The organism is Ornithinimicrobium avium (assembly GCF_003351765.1).
In the GTDB taxonomy this organism is placed as follows: domain Bacteria; phylum Actinomycetota; class Actinomycetes; order Actinomycetales; family Dermatophilaceae; genus Ornithinicoccus; species Ornithinicoccus avius.
On the sequence record NZ_CP031229.1, the window covers coordinates 2519593 to 2540735 of the forward strand.

General features: G+C 72.2%; 21 protein-coding genes and 1 riboswitch. Of the genes, 16 read left to right on the forward strand and 5 right to left on the reverse strand.

Annotated features, from left to right (window positions below; translation table 11 throughout):
• Positions 1 to 8: 8 nt before the first annotated feature.
• From DV701_RS11545 to DV701_RS11555, 3 genes are read right to left on the reverse strand one after another with little or no spacing between them, the layout of a single operon-like run.
• On the reverse strand, positions 9 to 1619 hold the full coding sequence (locus tag DV701_RS11545; RefSeq protein ID WP_114928431.1) for an AMP-binding protein: 1611 nt from the start codon (positions 1617 to 1619) through the stop codon (positions 9 to 11).
• Positions 1616 to 2020 carry a cobalamin B12-binding domain-containing protein gene (locus DV701_RS11550; protein WP_114928432.1) on the reverse strand — a complete coding sequence of 135 codons (405 nt, stop codon included), beginning with the start codon at positions 2018 to 2020 and terminating at the stop codon, positions 1616 to 1618. Before DV701_RS11550 ends, DV701_RS11545 begins: the two co-directional genes overlap by 4 nt.
• 12 nt (positions 2021 to 2032) lie before the next feature.
• Positions 2033 to 3667 carry an acyl-CoA mutase large subunit family protein gene (locus tag DV701_RS11555; RefSeq protein WP_114928433.1) on the reverse strand — a complete coding sequence of 545 codons (1635 nt, stop codon included), beginning with the start codon at positions 3665 to 3667 and terminating at the stop codon, positions 2033 to 2035.
• A 137-nt stretch (positions 3668 to 3804) separates the two neighbouring features.
• Here DV701_RS11555 and DV701_RS11560 point away from each other — a divergent pair, with 137 nt between their 5' ends.
• The 5 genes from DV701_RS11560 to DV701_RS11575 are packed head-to-tail and all read left to right on the forward strand — an operon-like array spanning position 3805 to position 8318.
• Positions 3805 to 4227: a cobalamin B12-binding domain-containing protein gene (locus DV701_RS11560; protein ID WP_114928434.1), complete on the forward strand. Its 423-nt coding sequence runs from the start codon at positions 3805 to 3807 to the stop codon at positions 4225 to 4227.
• 5 nt (positions 4228 to 4232) lie between these two features.
• Positions 4233 to 5039: a phenylacetate--CoA ligase family protein gene (locus DV701_RS18480; protein ID WP_324616627.1), complete on the forward strand. Its 807-nt coding sequence runs from the start codon at positions 4233 to 4235 to the stop codon at positions 5037 to 5039.
• Complete coding sequence (locus DV701_RS18485; protein ID WP_202863517.1) at positions 4964 to 5647, forward strand: phenylacetate--CoA ligase family protein; 684 nt, start codon at positions 4964 to 4966, stop codon at positions 5645 to 5647. Before DV701_RS18480 ends, DV701_RS18485 begins: the two co-directional genes overlap by 76 nt.
• On the forward strand, positions 5644 to 6618 hold the full coding sequence (gene meaB / locus DV701_RS11570; RefSeq protein ID WP_114928435.1) for a methylmalonyl Co-A mutase-associated GTPase MeaB: 975 nt from the start codon (positions 5644 to 5646) through the stop codon (positions 6616 to 6618). The genes DV701_RS18485 and meaB overlap by 4 nt, the downstream gene beginning before the upstream one ends.
• 2 nt (positions 6619 to 6620) lie before the next feature.
• Complete coding sequence (locus DV701_RS11575) at positions 6621 to 8318, forward strand: methylmalonyl-CoA mutase family protein (protein ID WP_114928436.1); 1698 nt, start codon at positions 6621 to 6623, stop codon at positions 8316 to 8318.
• Between the two features lie 66 nt (positions 8319 to 8384).
• Here DV701_RS11575 and DV701_RS11580 read toward each other — a convergent pair whose 3' ends face one another.
• Positions 8385 to 9068: an FAD-binding oxidoreductase gene (locus DV701_RS11580; RefSeq protein ID WP_162802993.1), complete on the reverse strand. Its 684-nt coding sequence runs from the start codon at positions 9066 to 9068 to the stop codon at positions 8385 to 8387.
• 59 nt (positions 9069 to 9127) lie between these two features.
• Positions 9128 to 9814, reverse strand: coding sequence for a GntR family transcriptional regulator (locus tag DV701_RS11585; RefSeq protein ID WP_114928438.1), 687 nt, complete (start codon positions 9812 to 9814; stop codon positions 9128 to 9130).
• A 234-nt stretch (positions 9815 to 10048) separates the two neighbouring features.
• On the opposite strand from DV701_RS11585, the gene DV701_RS11590 reads away from it, so the two are divergent.
• The 11 genes from DV701_RS11590 to DV701_RS11640 all read left to right on the forward strand — a co-directional run bounded on the left by DV701_RS11590 (position 10049) and on the right by DV701_RS11640 (position 20719).
• Positions 10049 to 11002 (forward strand): aminotransferase class I/II-fold pyridoxal phosphate-dependent enzyme, encoded by a 954-nt coding sequence (locus tag DV701_RS11590; protein WP_114928439.1) that lies wholly within the window; start codon positions 10049 to 10051, stop codon positions 11000 to 11002.
• 106 nt (positions 11003 to 11108) lie between these two features.
• Positions 11109 to 11260, forward strand: a riboswitch (adenosylcobalamin (AdoCbl) riboswitch).
• A 68-nt stretch (positions 11261 to 11328) separates the two neighbouring features.
• Entirely contained in the window at positions 11329 to 12360 is a 1032-nt protein-coding gene (locus DV701_RS11595; RefSeq protein ID WP_114928440.1) for an ABC transporter substrate-binding protein, read from the forward strand.
• Between the two features lie 38 nt (positions 12361 to 12398).
• Positions 12399 to 13481 (forward strand): FecCD family ABC transporter permease, encoded by a 1083-nt coding sequence (locus DV701_RS11600; protein WP_114928442.1) that lies wholly within the window; start codon positions 12399 to 12401, stop codon positions 13479 to 13481.
• Entirely contained in the window at positions 13478 to 14332 is an 855-nt protein-coding gene (locus DV701_RS11605) for an ABC transporter ATP-binding protein (RefSeq protein WP_114928444.1), read from the forward strand. The genes DV701_RS11600 and DV701_RS11605 overlap by 4 nt, the downstream gene beginning before the upstream one ends.
• Complete coding sequence (gene cobO, locus DV701_RS11610; RefSeq protein ID WP_114928446.1) at positions 14329 to 14922, forward strand: cob(I)yrinic acid a,c-diamide adenosyltransferase; 594 nt, start codon at positions 14329 to 14331, stop codon at positions 14920 to 14922. The genes DV701_RS11605 and cobO overlap by 4 nt, the downstream gene beginning before the upstream one ends.
• Entirely contained in the window at positions 14906 to 16465 is a 1560-nt protein-coding gene (locus tag DV701_RS11615) for a cobyric acid synthase (protein WP_202863518.1), read from the forward strand. Before cobO ends, DV701_RS11615 begins: the two co-directional genes overlap by 17 nt.
• The gene (locus DV701_RS11620) at positions 16462 to 17301 is read left to right on the forward strand and encodes an adenosylcobinamide amidohydrolase (RefSeq protein WP_202863519.1); all 840 of its coding nucleotides are present in this window, start codon (positions 16462 to 16464) and stop codon (positions 17299 to 17301) included. Before DV701_RS11615 ends, DV701_RS11620 begins: the two co-directional genes overlap by 4 nt.
• Positions 17298 to 18305: an adenosylcobinamide-phosphate synthase CbiB gene (cbiB, locus tag DV701_RS11625; protein ID WP_228254993.1), complete on the forward strand. Its 1008-nt coding sequence runs from the start codon at positions 17298 to 17300 to the stop codon at positions 18303 to 18305. The genes DV701_RS11620 and cbiB overlap by 4 nt, the downstream gene beginning before the upstream one ends.
• Positions 18302 to 18826, forward strand: coding sequence for a bifunctional adenosylcobinamide kinase/adenosylcobinamide-phosphate guanylyltransferase (cobU, locus tag DV701_RS11630; RefSeq protein ID WP_114928450.1), 525 nt, complete (start codon positions 18302 to 18304; stop codon positions 18824 to 18826). The genes cbiB and cobU overlap by 4 nt, the downstream gene beginning before the upstream one ends.
• 2 nt (positions 18827 to 18828) lie before the next feature.
• A complete protein-coding gene (gene cobT, locus DV701_RS11635) occupies positions 18829 to 19920 on the forward strand; it encodes a nicotinate-nucleotide--dimethylbenzimidazole phosphoribosyltransferase (protein ID WP_114928452.1) in 1092 nt (363 codons plus the stop codon).
• A gap of 7 nt (positions 19921 to 19927) precedes the next feature.
• On the forward strand, positions 19928 to 20719 hold the full coding sequence (locus tag DV701_RS11640; RefSeq protein ID WP_114928454.1) for an adenosylcobinamide-GDP ribazoletransferase: 792 nt from the start codon (positions 19928 to 19930) through the stop codon (positions 20717 to 20719).
• Positions 20720 to 21143: the final 424 nt, after the last annotated feature.

Sequence of the window (21143 nt, forward strand, 5' to 3'; positions counted from 1 at the left end):
GAGAGCCGTCATACGCCCTGCTCGACGACGCCGTGCTTGGTGACCCTCATCCCGGCAGCGACACGGTCCCACTCCGCGACCGGCTTCCGATCACGCAGCTCGCGCTTCAGGATCTTGGCATTGGCGGTCTTCGGCAGCTCGTCGACCTCTTCGACGAAGCGCGGCACGCTGAAGTAGGGCAGCTGGGCTGCGCAGTGGTGCACCAGGGCGCGCCGATCGACCGTCCCCTCCGTCACGAGGAACGCCTTGATCTCGTCCTCCCCCTCGTCGGCAGGGACGGCCACCACGGCAGCCTCTCTGACGCCGGGGAAGCTCTGCAGGGCGAGCTCGATGTCGTAGGTGGTGATGTTCTCCCCGCGTCGCCGGATCCGGTCGTGCGTGCGGTCGGCGAAGTAGAAGTACCCGTCTTCGTCGTAGGACCCCGAGTCTCCGGTGTGGAACCACAGGTTGCGCCACGCCTCCACGGTGCGTTCGGGCATCTGGTGGTAGCCCGCGAAGGTCGTGTAGGGGATCAGCGGGCGGACCACCATCTCGCCGACCTGCCCAGCGGGCAGCGGCTCATCGGTGTCCGGGTCCACGACACGGACCTCGAACTCGTCCTCCAGGACGCGGCCGCACGACCCCGGGCGGAGAGGTTCGTCGATGGGTCGGTACAGGGGCAGGCAGATCTCGGTCATACCGTAAGCCTCGACGCAGCGGACGCCGAAACGCTTCTCGAACGAGTCCGCGATACCGCGTGGCAGGGGGATCGTGACCATCCGGGTCAGGCGATGGTCGTCGTCCGCGGGTGTCGCGTCCTGGGCGTGGATGAACTGCGCCATCACGCCCAGGAGGCTGCTCGCCGTGGCTCCCGTCCGCCGGATCTGCGCCACCCACTCGGTCGCCGAGAAGCGGCCCACCAGGGCGACGGTGCCGCCTGCGATGAGTGTGGCGTACACCTGCATCAGCTGGGCGTTGGCGTGGAAGAGCGGGAGGCAGACGAAGAAGGTGTCCTCCTCGTCCAGACGCAGCTGCTGCACGACCTGTTTGGCGAAGTGGTACATGTGCGCCTGAGGCATGAGGACGCCCTTGGCCGGCCCTGTCGTGCCGGAGGTGTACATGATGGCGCCCACCTCTCGGTAGTCCACCTCGACGTGGTCTGTCAGCGCGTCCGCCGAGCAGAGCTCGGCCCACGACATCGCGCGCGTGCCAGCAAGATCGGAGCGTCCGGAACGGGTGACGACGACCTGAAGATGCTCCAGCTGGTCCCTGACCTCGGCCACGACTGGCAGCAGGTGCTCGTCGACCACCGCGACAGCGGCACCACAGTTGTTCAGCACGTGCACGAGGGCCGCCCCACGGTTCGCGGTGTTGATCGGCACCTCGACGGCACCGAGAAGGTTGACACCGAACCAGGCCAGGACCAGCTCCGGAGCGTTGTCCATCATGAGGACGACCCGGTCGCCCCGGTCCACGCCGAGCTGCCGCAACCCTCCGGCGACCCGCGACGCCTCGACCAGCGTCTGACCGTAGGTGTAGCTCCGCCCGTCCTCGTGACGCAGGAAGTCCTGCTCCGCCCGACGCGCGACCTGGTCCCGGAGCGTCCTGGTCAGGGTCCAGGTGGTCTTGTCGGGACTCATGCCTCGGTTCCCTCCCGGGTGCGAACGTGCTGACGGATGAAGGTGATGAAGTCCTCGTTGGCCGTCCCCGGAGGGAAGACACCCTCGATGCCCATGTCGTTCAGGGCGCGGATGTCCTCCGGCAGCAGGCTCCCGCCCGTGACGAGCAGGATGTCGTCACCTCCGAGCTCGATCAGCAGCTCCTGCAGCTGACTCATCATGGTGACGTTCTGGGCCGACAGGTTGGAGATGCCGATCGCGTCGACGTCCTCCTGGATCGCGGTGCGCGCCACGTCCGGGATGGTCGTCCGCAGGCCGGTGTAGATGACCTCCATGCCGGCGTCGCGCAAGGCTCTGGCCACGATCTTGACCCCGACGTCGTGGCCGTCGATGCCCGGCTTGGCAAGAAGTACTCGAATCATGGTCGTGGCTCCTCAGTAGATGGCGGGGGCGACGTACTCGCCGTCGACGGCGAGCACCCGGTCGGTGATCTCGCCCTGGGTGGCATAGGCGCTGACCGCGTCGATGACGGCCGGCATGAGGTTCTTCCCGGCGGCGGCGGTCTCCTGGACCACGTCCAGAAGACGCTGCACCTCGCGGTCGTCACGGGTGGCCCTGACCTCCTTGAGGCGCTCCAGCTGAGCGGCCTCCGAGCCGGGGCCGACGCGGAAAGTCTCGATCTCGGACTCCTCGGACTCCTCGAAGGAGTTCACCCCCACGATGACCCGCTCGCCGCTGGCCACCTCGAGGTGCTGTCGGTGGGCGGTGTCGGAGATGACCCTCTCGAACCATCCGTTCTCGACCGCTGCGATCGCGCCGCCCTGCTCGTCCACCCGGGCGAGCCACTCGTCGGCCCGCCGCTCCGTCTCGTCGGTCAGGCTCTCGACGTAGTACGAGCCTGCGAAGGGGTCCACGACCTTGGTGACGCCCGACTCGAACCCGACGACCTGCTGTGTCCGCAGCGAAAGCCTCTGGGCGCGCTGCGAGGGGATGGAGTAGGCCTCGTCGAAGCAGGAGACCGCCATCGACTGGACACCACCGAGAGCACCGGCCATCGACTGCAGGGCGCCGCGGATCAGGTTGACCTCGGGCTGCTGGTAGGTCATCGTGCTCCCGCCGGTCTGGACGTGCATCCGCAGCTTGACCGACTCGGGTCGGGCCCCGAAGCGCTCGGTCAGCAGCCTGGCCCACATCCGTCGTGCGGCGCGCAGCTTGGCGATCTCCTCCAGGAAGTCGTTGTGCACGTTGAAGATGAAGGAGAAGCGCGAGACGAAGGAGTCGATCGGCAGGCCGCGCCCCAGCAGCTCCTCGATGTAGGCGATCGCGTGAGCGAAGGTGAACGCGAGCTCCTGGTCAGCGGTCGAGCCCGCCTCGCGGATGTTGTAGCCGTTGAGCGAGATGCCGTTCCACCGCGGCATGTGCTGGGCGCAGTGCTCGATGAGGTCCGCAGCCAGCCGCACTGAGGGGCGTGGCGAGAACCGGTAGGTCTTCTGCGCGTAGAAGTCCTTCAGCGGGTCGTTTTGCACGGTGCCGGCCAGCCGGTCGAGCCGAAATCCCCGCTGCTGTGCCGCTGCGATGTACTGCGCGACCAGGATGAAGGCCGGGTGGTTGATGGTCATCGAGACACTGATGTTCTCCAGGTCGATGCCGTCGAACACGTCGTACATGTCGCGCAGCGTGTCGATCGCCACCCCGCTGCGGCCCACCTCCCCGCGGGCGCGCTCGTCGTCCGAGTCGAGCCCGATCAGGGTGGGAACGTCGTAGTCGTTCGACAGACCTGTCTGGCCGTGCTCGATGACGTACTTGTTGCGCTCGTTGGTCTCTTGCGCGGTGCCGAGTCCGACGACCTGACGGTGGGTCCAGAGCCGCGAGCGGTACATCGTGGGGTAGGGGCCGCGGGTGTAGGGGAAGGAGCCTGCCTCCCCGAGCTGCCGCGCGGGGTCCCAGCCCTGCAACGCCTCTGGACCGTAGCGCTCCTGGATTGGTACTCCGGACTGGGTGCTGAAGACGGGCTGCGCCTCCGTGCCCTGGGCCTGCGGCTCGTCCGCCGCTGCTCGCTCACGTGCCATGGGGGTTCCACTTCCTCGGAGTCGTTGCTAGTGTATCCAGTATGCAGTCAACATAGACCGCGTACCGCGTCCCGGTCAACGGGCAACCCCAGCCCGGTCGAACCAGGACCCACCCCCATGACAGAAAGGCAGCCCTCATGAGCTCCGAGACCCCCGTCCCCCTGCGCGTGATGCTGGCCAAGATCGGCCTGGACGGCCACGACCGCGGCGTCAAGGTGGTCGCCCGAACGCTGCGCGACGCCGGTATGGAGGTCATCTACACCGGTCTGCACCGGACGCCCGAGCAGGTCGTCGAGGCAGCGGTGCAGGAGGACGTCGACGTTCTCGGGGTCAGCCTGCTGTCCGGTGCCCACATGCCAATCTTCGGTCGGATCTTTCAGCTCATCGAGGAGCTCCCGAGCGCACCTCGCTTCACCCTCGTCGCCGGTGGCGTGATGCCGGAGGAGGACGAGGAGGAGCTGCGCCAGCGCGGGGTGGCCGCCGTCCTGGGCCAGGACACCACCCCCGAGACGATCGTGGAGACGGTGACCCGCGTCGCGCCCGAGAACGCCGCCCGGTGAGCACCATGGAGGAGTGGAACTGGCCGCCGCGCTATGACGCCACCTACCGCCCCGACGAGACGTCGCAGCACTGGTTCCCCGTCCGGGAGACGATGGACCCCGAGCTGCGCGACGAGCACATCCTGGCCCGCATCCAGCAGGTCATGGCCTACGCCTGGGAGAACGCGCCGTTCTACCGGGCGAAGTGGTCCGCTGCCGGGCTGGAGCCTGAGGACGTGCGGAGCCTGGAGGACTTTGGTCGCGTCCCCGTGGTGACCAAGGCGGAGCTGCGGGAGGACCAGGCCCGGCACGAGCCGTTCGGCAGCTACCTCAGCGTGCGCCCCGACCAGGTGCGGCACATCAACGGGACCTCCGGCACCACCGGGCGCCCGACAGCCTTCGGCATCAGCCAACCCGACTGGGAGGCCATCGCCAACGCGCACGCCCGGGTCATGTGGGCCATGGGCATCAGGCCCAGCGACACCGTCCTGATCGGCTCGCCGCTGGCCCTCTACTGGGGGTCGTGGGGCGCTTACATCGGCGCCGAGCGCCTGGGTGCGACCGTGTTCCCCTTCGGTGCTGGCGTGGCCGGGCAGTCCCTGCGCACGATCAACTGGATGCAGCAGATGCGGGTCACCGTGTTCTACGGCACACCCAGCTATGCGCTGCGGCTGGCCGAGGTCGCACGGGAGAACGGCATCGACCCGCGCTCGCTGGGGCTGCGCAAGCTGTTCTTCTCGGGGAGCCTGGCGCCAGCGTGCCGGCGGTCCGCGACAAGATCGTGGCCGCCTTCGACGCCGAGGTCTACGACTCCGGGTCGATGGCGGAGGTGAGCCCGTGGATGGCTCTGGGCTCGGCGCTCGACGCTCCGGGTATGTTCTGCTGGCAGGACCTGGTCTACACGGAGGTCTGCGACCCGCAGGACTACCGCCGCGTCCCGTACGGCCAGGAGGGGACCCCGGTCTATACCACCCTCGAGCGGGTCAGCCAGCCGATGATCCGCCTGCTGTCCAACGACCTCACCCGCTGGGAGGCGCCCGACGCGTCCCGGGGCAGGACCTATCCGTTCCTGCCGCGAGGGATCTACGGACGTATCGACGACATGTTCGTCGTGCGCGGCGAGAACATCTATCCCTCGGCGATCGACGACGTCGTCATGGGGGCTCCCGGCTATGGCGGTGAGCACCGCATCGTCATCACCCGCGATGGCTCGATGGACGAGCTCGTGGTCCAGGTGGAGTTCGACCCCGCCGCGTGCGGCACCCCGGTCGAGGAGTGGCGCGCCAGGGTCGAGACCGACCTGCGCACCGTCCTGGGGGTGGGAGCCCTCGTGGTACCGACCAGCCCGGGGACCTTCCCCCGCACCGACTTCAAGGCCCGGCGGGTGGTCGACGACCGCACCCTCCTCGACGGCCTGCGCAAGAACGGCGGTGCCTCATGACGGCCACCCTCGTAGAGCGTGTCCTGGCCGGCGACCAGGGAGGCATCGCACGTCTCCTGACCCGGATCGAGCGCCGCGCCCCGGGCGTGGCCGAGGAGATCGCCGCCCTCCACGAGCACACCGGCACGGCCCACGTGGTCGGGATCACCGGGCCGCCCGGGAGCGGGAAGAGCACCCTGGTCTCGGCGCTGGCGGTCGAGTACCGCCGGCAGGGCCGATCGGTCGGGATCCTGGCCGTCGACCCGTCCAGCGCCTACTCCGGCGGCGCGATCCTGGGTGACCGGATCAGGATGAACGAACTGTCCGGAGACCCCGACGTGTACATCCGCTCGCTCGCCACGCGCGGCGCCCTGGGCGGTCTTTCCCGTGCCGTGGTGGACGGTCTGTCCGTGCTCGACGCAGCAGGCAAGGACGTCATCCTGCTCGAGACCGTCGGCGTCGGGCAGGTAGAGGTCGACATCATGGGCGTGGCCCACTCCACCGTGGTCGTCAGCATCCCGGGCGCCGGCGACGCGATCCAGGCCATCAAGGCCGGCCTGCTCGAGGTCGCCGACGTGCACGTCGTCAACAAGGCCGACTCCCCCGGAGCCGACCGGACCGTCTCCGAGCTGCGCGACATGCTCCGCCTGTCCCGCCGCAAGGCCTTTCAGTGGAACGTCCCCGTGCAGAAGACGTCCGCGACCCGCCAGGAGGGCGTCGTCGAGCTGATCGCCGAGCTCGACAAGCACCTGGGCTGGATGCGTGAGCACGGGGTCCTGGACGAGCACGTCCATCGGCTGTCCGCGACCCGCGTCCGGTGGGCCGCCGAGGAGACCGCCCTGCGGGACCTGCGCCCCGGCGTGCCCGAATTCGACGCTGCTGTCGACGAGGTGGCCCAGCGGCGCACAGACCCGCTGACCGCTGCCCGCACGCTTCTCGGCCACCACGAGGCCACCACGCCCGACCCCGCCACGAACCCGAAGGAAGGTTAGTCATGACCCAGCAGAACCCGCTCGCGAGCGAGGACCTCGTCCAGGACGTGAACGCACGGCTGCAGGCATGGGAGGGCGACGAGCTCGCCTCGTTCCTCGCCCGCGCCCCGGAGTCCAAGGAGCGCTACGTCTCCGGCAGCGGCACCGAGGTGGAGCGGGTCTACACGCCCGCTCACCTGCCCGCCACGTACGACGAGATCGGGCTCCCAGGACAGTTCCCGTTCACCCGTGGGCCGTACCCGACCATGTACCGCGGCCGGCCCTGGACCATGCGGCAGATCGCCGGCTTCGGTCAGGCCGAGGAGACCAACAAGCGCTTCCAGTACCTGATCGCGCAGGGACAGACGGGTCTGTCGATCGACTTCGACATGCCCACCCTCATGGGCCTGGACAGCGACCACTCGATGAGCCTGGGTGAGGTCGGTCGCGAGGGAGTGGCCGTCGACGTCCTGCCCGACATGGCTGCGTTGTTCGACGAGATCGACCTGGAGAACATCTCGGTGTCGATGACCATCAACCCCTCCGCCTGGATCCTGCTGGCCATGTACGTGGCAGTCGCCGAGGACCGCGGCATGGACCTGAACAAGCTGTCGGGCACGATCCAGAACGACATCCTGAAGGAGTACATCGCACAGAAGGAGTGGATCTTCCCCGTCAGCCCGAGCATGCGTCTGGTGCGGGACTGCGTGGTCTACTGCGCCGAGCACATGGCCAGGTACAACCCCATCAACATCAGCGGCTACCACATCTCCGAGGCCGGCGGGAACGCTCTGCAGGAGATCGCGTTCACGATGGCCGACACCGCCGCCTACGTCGAGCACGTCACCGCCAGCGGTGTCGACGTGGACGACTTCGCTCCACGCCTCTCCTTCTTCTTCGTCAGCCAGGCAGACCTTTTCGAGGAGGTCGCGAAGTTCCGAGCCGTGCGCCGCTACTACGCCAAGATGATGAAGGAGCGGTTCGGCGCCAAGAACCCGGCGTCCATGCGCATGCGCTTCCACGCCCAGACCGCGGCAGCCACGCTCACCAAGCCACAGCCGAACGTCAACATCATCCGGACCGCGCTGCAGGCCCTTTCCGCGGTGCTGGGCGGGGCACAGTCCCTCCACACCAACGGTCTGGACGAGGCATACACGATCCCCAGCGAGATGGCGATGAAGATCGCGCTGCGGACCCAGCAGGTGATCGCCGACGAGACCAACGTCACCAACGTCATCGACCCCCTCGGCGGCTCCTACTACGTCGAGGCGCTGACCGACGAGATGGAGAAGGGCATCGACCGCTACATGAAGCAGGTCGAGGACATGGGCGGCGTCGAGAAGGCCATCGACGAGGGCTTCTTCCAGCGCGAGATCAGCGACTCCGCATACGACTACGCCAAACGCAAGGCCAGCGGTGACCGGCCCGTCATCGGCGTGAACAAGTACGTCGACGACGGCTCCGACGAGAAGATCGAGATCCACAAGCTCGATCCCGAGTCCGAGGCGCGCCAGATCGCCCGCGTCAAGCAGGTCCGCGCCGACCGCGACCGCGCGCGGGCCGATGCCGCGCTCGCCGAGCTGCTGCGCGCGGCCAAGGACCCGAACGTCAACATCATGCCGGCCACCATCGAGGCCGTCCGTGCTCACCTGTCGATGGGCGAGATCACCGGTGCGCTCCGCGACATCTTCGGCAGCTACACCGAGACCCCCGTCTACTGACCGGCGGTGCCGATGCGGGGAGGGGGCCAGCCTAGGCTGGCCCTCCTCTCCGTCCGCTGGGGGCGCTCAGGCCGGAGCGGCACCCTGAGGGTCGGCGAAGAACGCCTCGGTGCGCACGGCGCCGGGAACGCAGCCGAGGTCCTGGGCGACCCGACACACGGTTGCGACAAGTCCGGGCGCTCCGGCGACGAAGACGTCATGTCCTGACAGGTCGGGCACGATCTCGGGCAGGACCAGACCGACTCGTCCCACCGGCGGTGGGCCGGGGGCCCGGGTGAGCGTGCGCACGTAACGAAAGCCTGGCTGCTCCGCCTGCCACGAGGCGAAGCGATCCTCATACATCAGGTCGGCCTCGGACCGCGCTGAGAAGAGGACCGAGAACGAGCGCGGCGTCCCGCGAAGCACGGCTGCCTCGGCGAGCGAGAGCACCGGAGCCAGCCCGGATCCACCGGCCACGCACAAGATCGGGCGCTCGCTCCTCGGGTCCACGACGAACGTGCCGTACGGACCCGAGAGCATCACGGAGGTCCCCAGCGGCATGCTTGTCGTGAGCCACGGGCTGGTCCGCCCTTTGTCGACCCTGGTGACGAGCAGCCTGATGCTCCCGGAAGGGTCGGGGGCGTTCGCGACCGAGTAGGACCGGACCGGAAACCGGTCGTTCTCATCACTGACCAGGACGTACTGCCCTGGAGCGAAGGTGAGATGTCGCCCCTCAGGCCGCAGCGTGAGCTCGGCCACGGCCGGTGTCACCCAGGTACGGGACACAAGGACGTGCGGCAGGTCCTCCGACGTCGCCGTCGACACCACGCTCAGCCGACCTCCTCGCAGCGCAGCGTCAGCGGGCCCCGAGCATCGAGGTCCAGCCAACGCCGCACCAGGGCGAACTGCTCCTCGAGCACTGTTGCGGCACGGCGCCGGTCACCGACCAGGAGGAGCCGGTGCAGCGTGGCGTCTAGGGCCACGACGTGCTCGGGAAGCCGCCCCGCGCCGTGCATGAGACGTCCGAGGGACGGCCATACCGTGGCCAGGGCCGAGGTGAGATATCGATCTCCCGCCGCCTGGCAGAGCGTGCGATGGAACCGGACGTGGGCGTCGGCCGTGGCGGTTTCCGCCGGGGGGCTGACGACGGCCGGGGAGTGTCCGCCGGTCCGGGCATGACCCACGAGCGCCTGCAAGGCATGGCGCTCCAGAACCTCCCTGACCGAGAGCAGGCTCTGCACGTCAGCCGCGGTGAGGACGGGCACCCCGACACCGCCCCCTGGCAACTCGACGAGGAGCGACTCCGCCACCAGTGCCGAGATCGCGTCCCGCACCGGCATCCGGCTGACCCCCAGGGTCCTCGCCAGGGCCACCTGCCGAAGCCTCGCGCCCGGTGGGATCTCACCGCTCATCACGGCATCACGCAGCCGGTCACGGACCAGGCCCCCGAGCGCGGGCGGCTCCTCGATACCCCCTTCCAGCAGCGGACGTCCGGCCCTCCAGGCGGTTGCCTGCATCGATCCCCACTCCTTCTCGGCGGGGACCCTGACACGGGGGTGTCGGACCCTGGCCGTGTGCGCGACGACTCAAATCGGGATGCCGTCCGCCCAGTGTCCGACTCACCGGTGTCCCGGTCCACGGTTGCGCGCCAGTGCTGGGTTCCGACCAGCTTCCTGGGGCAGGACTGCGTGGATCCAGGATGCCGTCTATCCTGTGCCTGGTCAAGCCGACTCGCGGACCAGGAGCAGGACATGGTGCAGGACGACACGCAGCAGGGCCGAGCCGCGCGTCTGTCCTCCTTGGCATCTTCGGGCGCGGCACCGGTGGTGCCACCCGCCGGGGCGCACGGTGGTGACGGCCTCGCGGTCGCGGCGGCCCTCGGCTTGGACCCGGCGGACCTGCTCGACCTCTCGCAGAACATGAACCCCGTCGCGCCTCCGGTCGCGCCGCTGGTGGAACGGCACGCCGATGCGCTGTACCGCTATCCCGACCCTGCTCCCGCGACGATCGAGCTGGCCCGTGCCCTCGGGGTCGAGGCAGAGCGGCTCCTGCTGACCAACGGTGGCAGCGAGGCCATCCACCTGGTGACCCAGGTGCTGGGCGGAGGGGTGCGCAGCGAGCCGGAGTTCAGCCTGCACCCGCGCGGGACGGAGGGTGCACGGTGGCGCACGGACCCGCACAGCCCGACCGGCGTCCTCGCCGGTCCGGGCGAGACCGCCGACGTGTGGGACGAGGCGTTCTACGCCTTGGCGACCGGGCTATGGACCGCCGGCCGGGAGGAGGTCACGGTCGTCGGGTCGCTGACCAAGACCTTCAACTGCCCGGGCCTGCGGATCGGCTACGTCCTCGCCGACCCGGAGGTCGTGCGCGGCTGCGCGCGGCGTCAGGCGCACTGGTCGGTGAGCACCCTGGCCCTGGCCGTCCTGCCCGACCTGCTCGGCACCGCCGACCTGCCGACCTGGACGGACGCCGTCGCCCGTCTCCGCGACGACCTCGTTGGGCTGCTCCGCGGGCACGGGCTGACAGCGACGGCAGCGGACGCGCCGTGGGTGCTGGTGCGTGAACCCCGCCTGCGCGAGCGGCTGGCACCCCACGGCGTGCTGGTCAGGGACTGCAGGAGCTTCGGCCTCCCGGGGACTTTTCGGATCGCGGTCCCGGGACCGCCGGGGTTCGAGCGGCTGGAAGCCGCGCTCGCCCGACTCTGACCGCCTCGGCAGCCTCCTTCCCGGCCGGTCACCCCTTCCGTCCCCGCCTGCCCCCGGGCACCGTCTTCCGCGACCCGGGCTAGGCTTCCCACAGCATCCACGCTCGCGTGTATGCTGTATACATCGAGCAGGCGAAGTCCGGTGAAAATCCGGCACTGACCCGCAACGGTGGAGCAGCCCCGCAGGCTGCCAAGTCCGGTCGAGCTGCTCGATGATCCGCACCACACGCCCTCGAGGAGCCAAGGGCCGGTTCGGACGGCGGACCGTCAGACGGACTGTCGCTCGAGCGAAGCACCAGCCTCGACCGACAGGAGACCGACAAGAAGATGACGCACCCCCGCACCCTCCGCCAGGCGACCGCGCTGGCCGCCGCCCTCGCGCTCGCCCTCACCGGCTGCGCCACCGACACCGGCGACGCCGACAGCACCAGCGGCCCGGCCGCCCCGGACGCCGCGAGCAACGACACCGCCGCCGACGGCGGCGCCACCGACAGCAGCGACACCACCGCCGAGGACACCGAGGCAGCCCTCGACGCCTTCCCCGTCACCGTGGACACCCCCGCCGGCGAGGTGACGATCCAGCAACGTCCCGAGCGCATCGTCTCGCTGTCGGCCTCGGCCACCGAGATCCTCTTCGCCGTCGGCGCCGGCGACCAGGTCGTCGCCGCGGACGAGTGGTCGACCTACCCGGAGGAGGCGCCGACCACGGACCTGTCCGGCTACGAGCCCAACGTCGAGGCGATCGTCTCCTACGACCCCGACCTGGTCGTCGTCGCCAACGACATCAACGACATCGTCGCCTCCCTGGGCCAGGTCGACGTCCCGGTGATCGTCAACGCCGCGCCGGCCGACGTCGAGGGCGGCTACGACGGCATGGCCGCGCTCGGCCTGGCCACCGGGCACGCCGACGACGCGGCCCAGGCGATCTCCACGATGCGTGAGGGGATGGAGGAGGCCTTCGCCGCGGCACCCACGGACCTCGACCTGCGGATCTACCACGAGGTCGACCAGACCCTCTTCGCCGCGAGCAGCCACAGCTTCATCGGCTCCGTCTACGCACAGATGGGTGCGACCAACATCGCCGACGAGGGGGACACCGAGGGCTCGGGCTTCCCGCAGCTGACCGAGGAGGCGATCATCGAGGCCAACCCGCAGCTGATCGTCATCCAGGACCTCGTCGGCTACACCCCTGAGGACGTCGCGGCCCGCCCCGGCTGGGACCAGATCGACGCGGTCAGGAACGACAACATCGTCGTCGTCTCCTCCGACATCGCCTCCCGCTGGGGACCCCGCCTGCCGCAGCTCGTCACCGTCGTCGCCGAGGCGATGACCGCGGCGGCCGTCCCGGCCGGACGCTGAGCGGCGCCGCACCGCGGACGGACAGCACGGCATACCCGATGAGCACCACCCACGCCCCCAGGCCGGCCGACGAGCTGGACCGCGCAGCCGAGCGCGCGTTCCGGCTGCCGGTCGCGGCCGTCCTGGGTGCCGTGGCGGTCCTCCTGCTCGTCGGTATGGTGTCCGTCACCCAGGGGGCGGCCGGGCTCCCGGTCGAGGGGGTGGTCCGGTCGCTGCTCGACCCGCTGCCCGGCCTCCACCTGCACCAGACGCTGACCGACCAGCAGCAGGCGGTGCTGTGGCAGATCCGGATGCCGCGCACGGTGCTGGCCGCGCTCGTCGGCGGGTCGCTGGCGATGGCCGGCGCCGGCTACCAGGGCGTCTTCCGCAACCCGCTGGCAGACCCCTACCTCCTGGGCGTCTCGGCGGGGGCCGGGCTCGGCGCCGTGCTCGCGCTGGGCTTCGGGCTCGACCTGTCCTGGGGGCCGGTGGACGCGCTGCCGGCCGCCGCCTTCCTCGGTGCGCTGGTCGCGGTGACCGCCTCGGTGCTGGTGGCGCGAGGCTCGTTCCGCGACCCCGCCACCCTGCTGCTCGCCGGGGTGGCGATGGCCGCGCTGTTCTCCGCCACCCAGACCTTCGCGATCCAGAAGCTGGACCAGACCCGCTCGCGGGAGGTCCTCTCCTGGCTGTTCGGGCGGCTGGCCACGGACGGCTGGCACCCCGTGGTGCTGCTGCTGCCCTACGTCGCCGTGGCGGGCGTCGTCCTGCTCCTGCACGCGCGGCACCTGGACGTGCTGCGGCTCGGCGACGACGAGGCGCGCTCGCTGGGGCTGCACCCGGCCCGGTCGCGGCTCGTCATCGTCGTGGCCGCCACCCTCCTCACCGCGGCGGCGGTGTCGGTCAGCGGGCTCATCGCCTTCGTCGGCCTGGTGACCCCGCACGTGGTGCGGCTGCTCGTCGGCCACTCCTATCGGGCGCTGATCCCGCTGTCCGCGCTGGTCGGGGCGGCCTTCCTGGCCTTCGTCGACATCGGCGCACGCACCCTGGCCGCGCCCGCCGAGCTGCCCGTCGGGGTCATCACCGCCTTCGTCGGCGCGCCGTTCTTCTGCGTGGTCCTCTGGCGAGGGAGGTACGGCACGTGAGCATCCCCACCCTCACCCCCTCCAGCGCGCTGCGGATCCACGACCTGCGCGTCGCCTACGACGGCACCGAGGTGCTGCGCGGCACCGACCTGGAGCTGCGCACCGGCGAGTGGCTCGGCCTCATCGGGCCCAACGGCTCGGGCAAGTCGACCCTGCTGCGCGCGCTCGTCGGGCTGGTGCGCAGCACCGGGTCGGTCGAGCTGGGCAACGGCGGCCCGCCCGGCCCCACCGACCTCTCCCTCATGCCGCAGTCCCCCGAGCTCCCGCCGGGGATGACCGTCGTCGAGTACGTCCTCCTCGGCCGCACCGCGCACCTGGGCTGGCTGCGCCAGGAGTCGGCCGCCGACCGACGGGTGGCCACCGACGTCCTGCGCCGGCTGGGGCTGGCCTCGTTCGCCGGCCGGCCGGTCCTGCAGCTCTCCGGCGGCGAGGCGCAGCGGGTCGTCATCGCCCGGGCCCTCGCCCAGCAGTCGCCGGTCCTGCTCCTCGACGAGCCCACCAGCGCGCTCGACGTCGGCCACCAGGTCGAGGTGCTCGAGCTCGTCGACGAGCTGCGCCACGAGGACGGGCTGACGGTCGTCGCCGCCATGCACGACCTGGGGATCGCCGCGCGCTACTCCGACCGGCTGGCGCTGCTGGACCGCGGCTCGCTGGCCGCCGTCGGCGCACCCTGCGACGTCCTCCAGGAGGACCTGGTCTCCCGGGTCTACGGCCACCCCGTGCGCGTGCACGAGCTGGACGGCCACCTGGTGGTGGTGCCCGCGCCACGTGCCGCACGTCATACCCCCGGCAGTCCCGTCTCCCTCGCCGACCGACGCCCGACCCCCACCCCCGACCAGGAGGTCTCGTGACCACCGCTGAGCCCGCCCGCGACCACGACGAGCCGCGCACCGAACGGCCCTACGACCGGCGCGCGCTGCGCTCGGCGCCCTCGCTGGTGCTGGTCAACACCGGGCACGGCAAGGGCAAGTCGACCGCCGCGTTCGGGACGCTGCTGCGCAGCCGGGCGCGCGACTGGCCGACGGCGGTCGTGCAGTTCGTGAAGTCCGGGACGTGGCGCACCGGGGAGGAGGCCATGCTGCGCCGGCTCGGCGTGGACTGGTTCGTCGCCGGTGACGGCTTCTCGTGGGAGTCCGACGACCTCGACGAGAGCAGGGCCAAGGCGGTCGCCGCGTGGGCCTTCACGCGCGAGCTGGTCGCGCGCAGCGAGCACCCGATGGTCCTGCTGGACGAGGTCTCCTACCCGATGAACTGGGGCTGGATCGACGTCGACGACGTGGTCGAGGTCCTCCGGACGCGACCGGAGACCGTCTCCGTCATCCTTACCGGCCGCGAGATGCCGCAGGCGGTCGTGGACGTGGCCGATACGGTGACCGAGATGGTCCCCGTCAAGCACGCCTTCGAGAAAGGGATCCGCGCCCGCCGTGGCATCGACTACTGACGACGCACCGCGCCCCTCCGGCGCGGTCATGGTGCTGGGCACGACCAGCGGCGCCGGGAAGTCCACGGTGGTCACCGCGCTGTGCCGGGCCCTCGCGCGCCGCGGCGTGGACGTCGCGCCGTTCAAGGCGCAGAACATGTCCAACCACTCCGCGGTCACCTCCGACGGCGGGGAGCTGGGTCGGGCCCAGGCGATGCAGGCGGTGGCCGCGCGGGCCGAGCTCGACCGCCGGATGGGGCCGGTCCTGCTCAAGCCCTCCGGCGTGCACACCTCGCACGTGGTCGTGATGGGCGAGGAGGTCGGCGTCGACGAGGCCGCGGACTTCGGCGACCGGGTCGAGCGCGTGCGCCCCGTCGTCCTCGACGCGCTGACCTCGCTGCGGCGCGACCACGAGGTCGTCGTCCTCGAGGGTGCCGGCGGCGCGGCCGAGATCAACCTGCTGGACCGCGACGTGGTCAACCTCCCTCTCGCCGCCGCCGCCGGGCTGCCCGCGGTGCTGGTCGTGGACATCGACCGCGGGGGGTCGTTCGCCTCGGCGTACGGGACCTGGGCGCTGCTGCCCGAACGGCTGCGCCAGCACCTGCGCGGCTTCGTCGTCAACAGCTTCCGCGGCGACGCCGGGCTGCTCGAGGACGGCCTGCGTGACCTCGAGGCACGCACGGGCGTGCCGGTGCTCGGGGTCCTGCCGCACCTGGGAGAGCACCTCATGCTCGGCATCGAGGACTCGCTCGACCTCTCCGCGCCCGGCCGGCCCGTCTCCCCCGCGACGGCCGAGCGCCCGGTGCGGGTGGCGGTGGTCCGCCTGCCGCACCTGTCCAACCCCTCCGACCTCGACCCGCTCGTGCTCGAGCCGTGCGTCGAGCTGCGCTGGGCCACCCGTCCTGCCGACATCGGCGACGCTGACCTCGTCGTGCTGCCCGGCACCCGCACCACCGTCGCCGACCTGGCGTGGCTGCGCGGGACCGGGCTGGCCGAGGCGATCCCGCACCTGTCCCGCAAGATCCGGGTGCTGGGGATCTGCGGGGGCTACCAGATGCTCGGCGAGCTCATCCACGACGACCTCGAGTCCGGCGCGGGCACGGTCGAGGGGCTGGGCCTGCTCCCGGTCGAGACGACCTTCGAGCGGCCCAAGGTGGTCACCCGCTCGGGAGGCAGGGTGCTGCGGACCGGCATTCCGGTGGAGGGCTACCAGATCCGGTTCGGGCGGCCGCACCGCACCGGCGGCCAGCCGTGGCTGGAGCTGGCCCCCTGGGAGTCCTGGGGCGAGGCCGAGGAGGAGGGCTGCGTCGCCAGGTCACGGCTGCGCGTGCGGGGCACCAGTCTGCACGGCGTCCTCGACAACGACCGGCTGCGCCACGCCCTGCTGTGGGAGGTCGCGGCCGCGCGGCGGCGGACGTTCGAGCCCTCCGAGGTGCCCTACCGCCAGGCGGTCGAGGACCACGTCGAGCATCTCGCCGACTGGGTCGAGGGGCACCTCGACGTCGACGCGGTGCTCGCCCTGGCCGCGGAGGCGGCCGCCCCGGGCGAGGAGCCCGGCTGGTGACCGTGCTGCCCGACCCCGTCCTCGTCCGGGCCGCACCCGGTCTCCTCCCGACCGGCCCCGCTCACCGCGGTGTCCTGGTATGGCGTCCTCCCACCCCGCCCACGGCGCTCAGCTCGGCCGCGGTCGGCGGCGGACTGACCCGTCCGGCGTGGGTCGTGAACGTCGGGGTGGACAAGGGGTTCGCACGCACCGACCTGGCTGCCTACGTCGCCGAGCTGGCCGCCTCGCTCGGCCTGGAGGGCGAGGGCTGCGCGCTGCTCACCGCCGCCGACGTCGCGCAGGTGCAGGCCTCGCGGTCCGGCGGGGTGCTCGCCTGGGCGACGGTCGGGGTGACGCGCCCGACGTGGGCGGTGCGGCCGGAGGGGTCCGGGTCCTCGGAAGGGGCTGAGCCGTCGGAGGTGGCACTGCATGCGGGCGGCCCGGACGACCGTCAGCCGCCCCCGCCCGGCACGATCAACCTCGTCGTCTCGCTGCCCGTGCCGCTGTCGACCAGTGCACTGGTGCAGGCGGTGGGCACCGCGACCGAGGCCAAGGCCCAGGCGCTGCTCGAGGCCGGCGTGCCCGGCACCGGGACCGCCAGCGACGCGGTCGTGGTGACCTGCCCAGGTCTTGCGGGCCGGCGACCGTCTGCCCCCGAGGTGGGGCCAGCTCGCTCCGGGGAGGGGCCGGCTCTCTCCGAGGAGGGGCCGGAGGGGCCGGTCGCCTTCGCCGGTGTCCGTTCCCCGTGGGGCGAACACATCGCCAGGGCGGTCCGGGAGGCAGTGGCGGCCGGTCTGGCCGCGCATCCGTGGCCGCCGGACGACGGCGACCCGGGCGAGCTGGGCGTGGTGTGGTGAGCCGCGCCGGCGCTCCTCTGCTCGGCACCACGGGCCAGCGGGCCCTTGGCGTCGTGGCCGGGCTGCTCCTGGACCGTGCGCTCGGCGAGCCGCCGGACCGGTGGCACCCCGTGGCATGGTTCGGCACCGCGATGGGGCGGGTCGAGAAGGTCGTCTACCGCGACAGCCGTGCCGCGGGCGCGATCCACGCCGGGCTCGGCGCCGGGCTCGGCGCGGCTGCCGGGGTCGCCCTCGTCGCCGGGGCCGGAGCGGTCCTGGCCCCCGCAGGACGGGAGGTGCTCCGCGGAGCACTCCCGGTGGCGCTCGCCGTCGCCGTCGCCTCCGCCGGTCGCATGCTGCGCCGCACCTCCCGCACGATCGAGGAGCACCTGCTGCAGGACGACCTGGCTGCGGCCCGGGCGACCCTGCCCTCCCTGGTCGGCCGCGACCCCTCGGGGCTGGACGGTTCCGGCGTGGCCGCCGCGGTCGTGGAGTCGCTCGCCGAGAACACCGTGGACGCCGTGGTCGCGCCGGCCTTCTGGGGACTGGTCGCCGGAGCGCCGGGCGTGCTGGTCCACCGTGCGGTCAACACGATGGACGCGATGGTGGGGCACCGCTCGGCGCGGTACGCCCGGTTCGGCACCGCCGCGGCCCGGCTCGACGACGCGATGGCCTGGCTGCCCGCCCGCCTCTTCGCCGCTCTGGTGGGGGTGCTCGCACCGGGCCGGGCGGGGGATCTCGTCCGGCTGGTCCGCCGCGACGCCCCGGCCCACCCCTCACCGAACTCCGGCGTCGCCGAGGCGGCGGTCGCCGCGGCGCTGGCGGTGGAGCTGGGCGGCCCGCTGCGCTACGGCGACCAGGTGGAGGACCGGCCCCGCCTCGGCGACGGGCCTCGGCCCGGAGCGGGAGACATCACCCGCGCCCGCCAGCTCGTCGACCGCGCCGAGCTCACCGTCGTCGCGCTCTGCCTCGCCGCCTGGTGGGCGGGCCGGGCGGCACCGCACACCCGAAGGAGAGACGCATGAGCCTGACCCTGCTGACCGGGGGCGCGCGCAGCGGCAAGTCCTCATTGGCGGTGCGCCGCGCCGAGCGCTCCGGCGCGCCGGTCGTGTTCGTCGCCACCGGGCGGGCCAGCGACGAGGAGATGACCGACCGGATCGCCCGGCACCGGGCCGAGCGCCCCGCAGGATGGACCACCCTGGAGGAGCCGCTGGAGGTGGTGGCCGCCGTGGGCCAGCTCCCGCCCGGCCGGTCGGTGATCGTCGACTGCCTGTCCCTGTGGCTGAACAACCTCATGGTCCGCGGCGACGACGAGGCGGCGGTGGTGGCGCAGGCGGACGGGCTGGGGCGGTGGGGCACGGCGTACCAGGGCGAGGTGGTCGTCGTCACCAACGAGGTGGGCCTGGGGATCGTGCCGATGCACGCGCTGTCGCGGGACTACCGCGACCGGCTCGGCCGGATGAACGCCGCAGTCGCCAGGCACGCCGACCTCGCCCAGCTCGTCGTGGCCGGGCGCACCCTCACCCTCGACCCCGTGGAGGACTGACCATGGACAGCACCCTGACCCCGCGCGAGCTCGTCGACCGCACGGTCGCCCGGATCGAACCGCTGGACGCCGAGTCCTCGGCGGCCGCCGCCGCGGCGATGGACGGCAAGGTCAAGCCACTGGGCAGCCTCGGCCTGCTCGAGCACCTCGCCTCCCGCCTGGCCGGCATCCAGCGCACGACCGCCCCCCACGTCGACCACCCGGCGATCGTGGTGTGCGCCGCGGACCACGGGATCGCGACGAGCGGGGTCAGCGCCTACCCGCAGGAGGTGACCGGCCTGATGCTGCAGGGCTTCGCCGCCGGGACCGCCGCGGTGGGCGTCCTGGCGCAGCAGTCCGGCGCACGGCTGCTCGTCGCCGACCTCGGGGTCGTCGCGCCGCCGCCGGTCCTCCCCGGCCAGAACGAGGTGCTCGACCTGCGCGTCCGCGCCGGCACCGGCAACACGCTGGAGGAGGACGCGATGACGCGGGCCCAGGCCGAGCAGGCGGTCGCGCACGGCATCGGCCTGGCGCAGCGCCTCGCCGACGAGGGCACCGACCTGGTCGGCCTGGGCGAGATGGGCATCGGCAACACGACCACGGCAAGCGCGATCACCGCCGCCCTCCTGGGCCGCGACCCGGCCCGGGTCACCGGCCCGGGCACCGGCGTGTCCGGCGAGGCCCTGGCCGCCAAGGTCCGGACGGTCGACGCGGTCCTGCGCCGGCACGGCGACGCCGACGACCCGTGGGAGGTGCTCGCAGGGATCGGCGGCCTGGAGGTCGCCGCCCTCACCGGCGTGGTGCTCGGCTGCGCCGCCCGGCGCGTGCCGGTGCTCCTCGACGGCTTCATCACCACGGCGGCCGCCCTGGTCGCCAGCCGGCTCGCCCCCGCGTCGGTGGACGCCATGGTCGCCGGCCACCTCTCCCCGGAGCCGGGCCACGCGGTGCAGCTGGAGGAGCTCGGCCTGGAGCCGGTGCTGCGCCTCGGGATGCGGCTCGGCGAGGGCAGCGGCGCCGCCCTGGCCGTCCCGGTGCTGCGCTCGGCCGTCGCCCTGCTGGCGCAGATGGGCAGCTTCGCCGACCTCGGCCTGGCCGACTCGACCCCCACGGCCTGAGGACCCGGTGCGCAGCCTCCTCGACGCGGTCGCCTTCCTCACCCGGGTGCCGGTCCCGCACGACCCGCGCCGGGTGCCCGACCTGGCGCGGGCGGCCGTGTGGTTCCCGGCGGTGGGGGCGCTCCTCGGTGCGGGGCTGCTCCTGCTGGCCGGGGCGCTGACGGGTATGACGTCCGCGCTCGTCGCCGTCGTGCTCGTGGTCGTCGTCGAGGTGGTGGTCGTCGGTGCGCTCCACCTCGACGGCCTGGCCGACGTGGCCGACGGTCTCGGCGGGCACGACCGCGAGAGCCGGCTGCGGATCATGAAGGACCACGCGACCGGCGTCTACGGGACGGCCGCGGTCGTGCTGGCGCTCCTCCTGGAGGTAGCCCTGCTGGTCGGCCTGGTGGCGCCCGCGCCCCCCGCGGGTGCGGGGTGGTTCGGGGGCACCTGGCTGCTGCTCCACTCCCCCGGGTGGGTCACGGCCGCGCTGGTCGGTGCCGCCGCCTGGTCGCTCTCCCGGTCGGCGATGCTCCCGGTGGCGCTGCTCCTGCCGTACGCGAGGGCCGAGGGGACAGGTCGCACCGTCGTCGAGGGGCTCACCGGCGGGCGCACCGTCGCTGCGTGGTTCGTGCCCGTGGTGCTCTGCGTGCTGCTCGGGTGGCTCGGGCTCGCGATGCTCGTGGGCGCCGCACTGACCGCGCTCCTGGTGGGGTGCCTGGCCCACCGGCTGGTCGGCGGGGCGACGGGGGACGTGCTGGGCGCGACGGCCCAGCTCTCGCTCCTGGGTGCGCTGCTCGGCGCGAGCCTGATGCTCTGAGCCCGCGGCACCGGCCGCGCCGGCGGCAGGCCGCGGGAAGAAGTGCCGTGGGCGTCCTGGCGGGACGTGCCAGGTGGGCTGGTCCGGAATCCTGGCGATCTCGTCGCCCGGCGCCGCTGAGCGCGCCGGACGGCGCCGCCGGCCCGTCCGGACGCGCCGGACGACCGTCCGCACGGCATACCCGACCGGTCGTCGTGCCGGACCGACCGCTCGTCGCCGCGGGGCCGCACGTGCCGGGCCGGTGCACCGTTCGTCGTGGGTCGCGCCCCACCGGACGCCCCCCGCGCACCGTCCGTCGAGCGGCTGCCCGCTGGGCCTCGCGGCCGGCGCGGGGCGCGCCTACCGTGATTCGGGTCACACCGCCGTGACCCGGCGGCCCCTGCCACCACGAAGGAGCGCTCCCATGAGTTTCCCTGTCACCCCG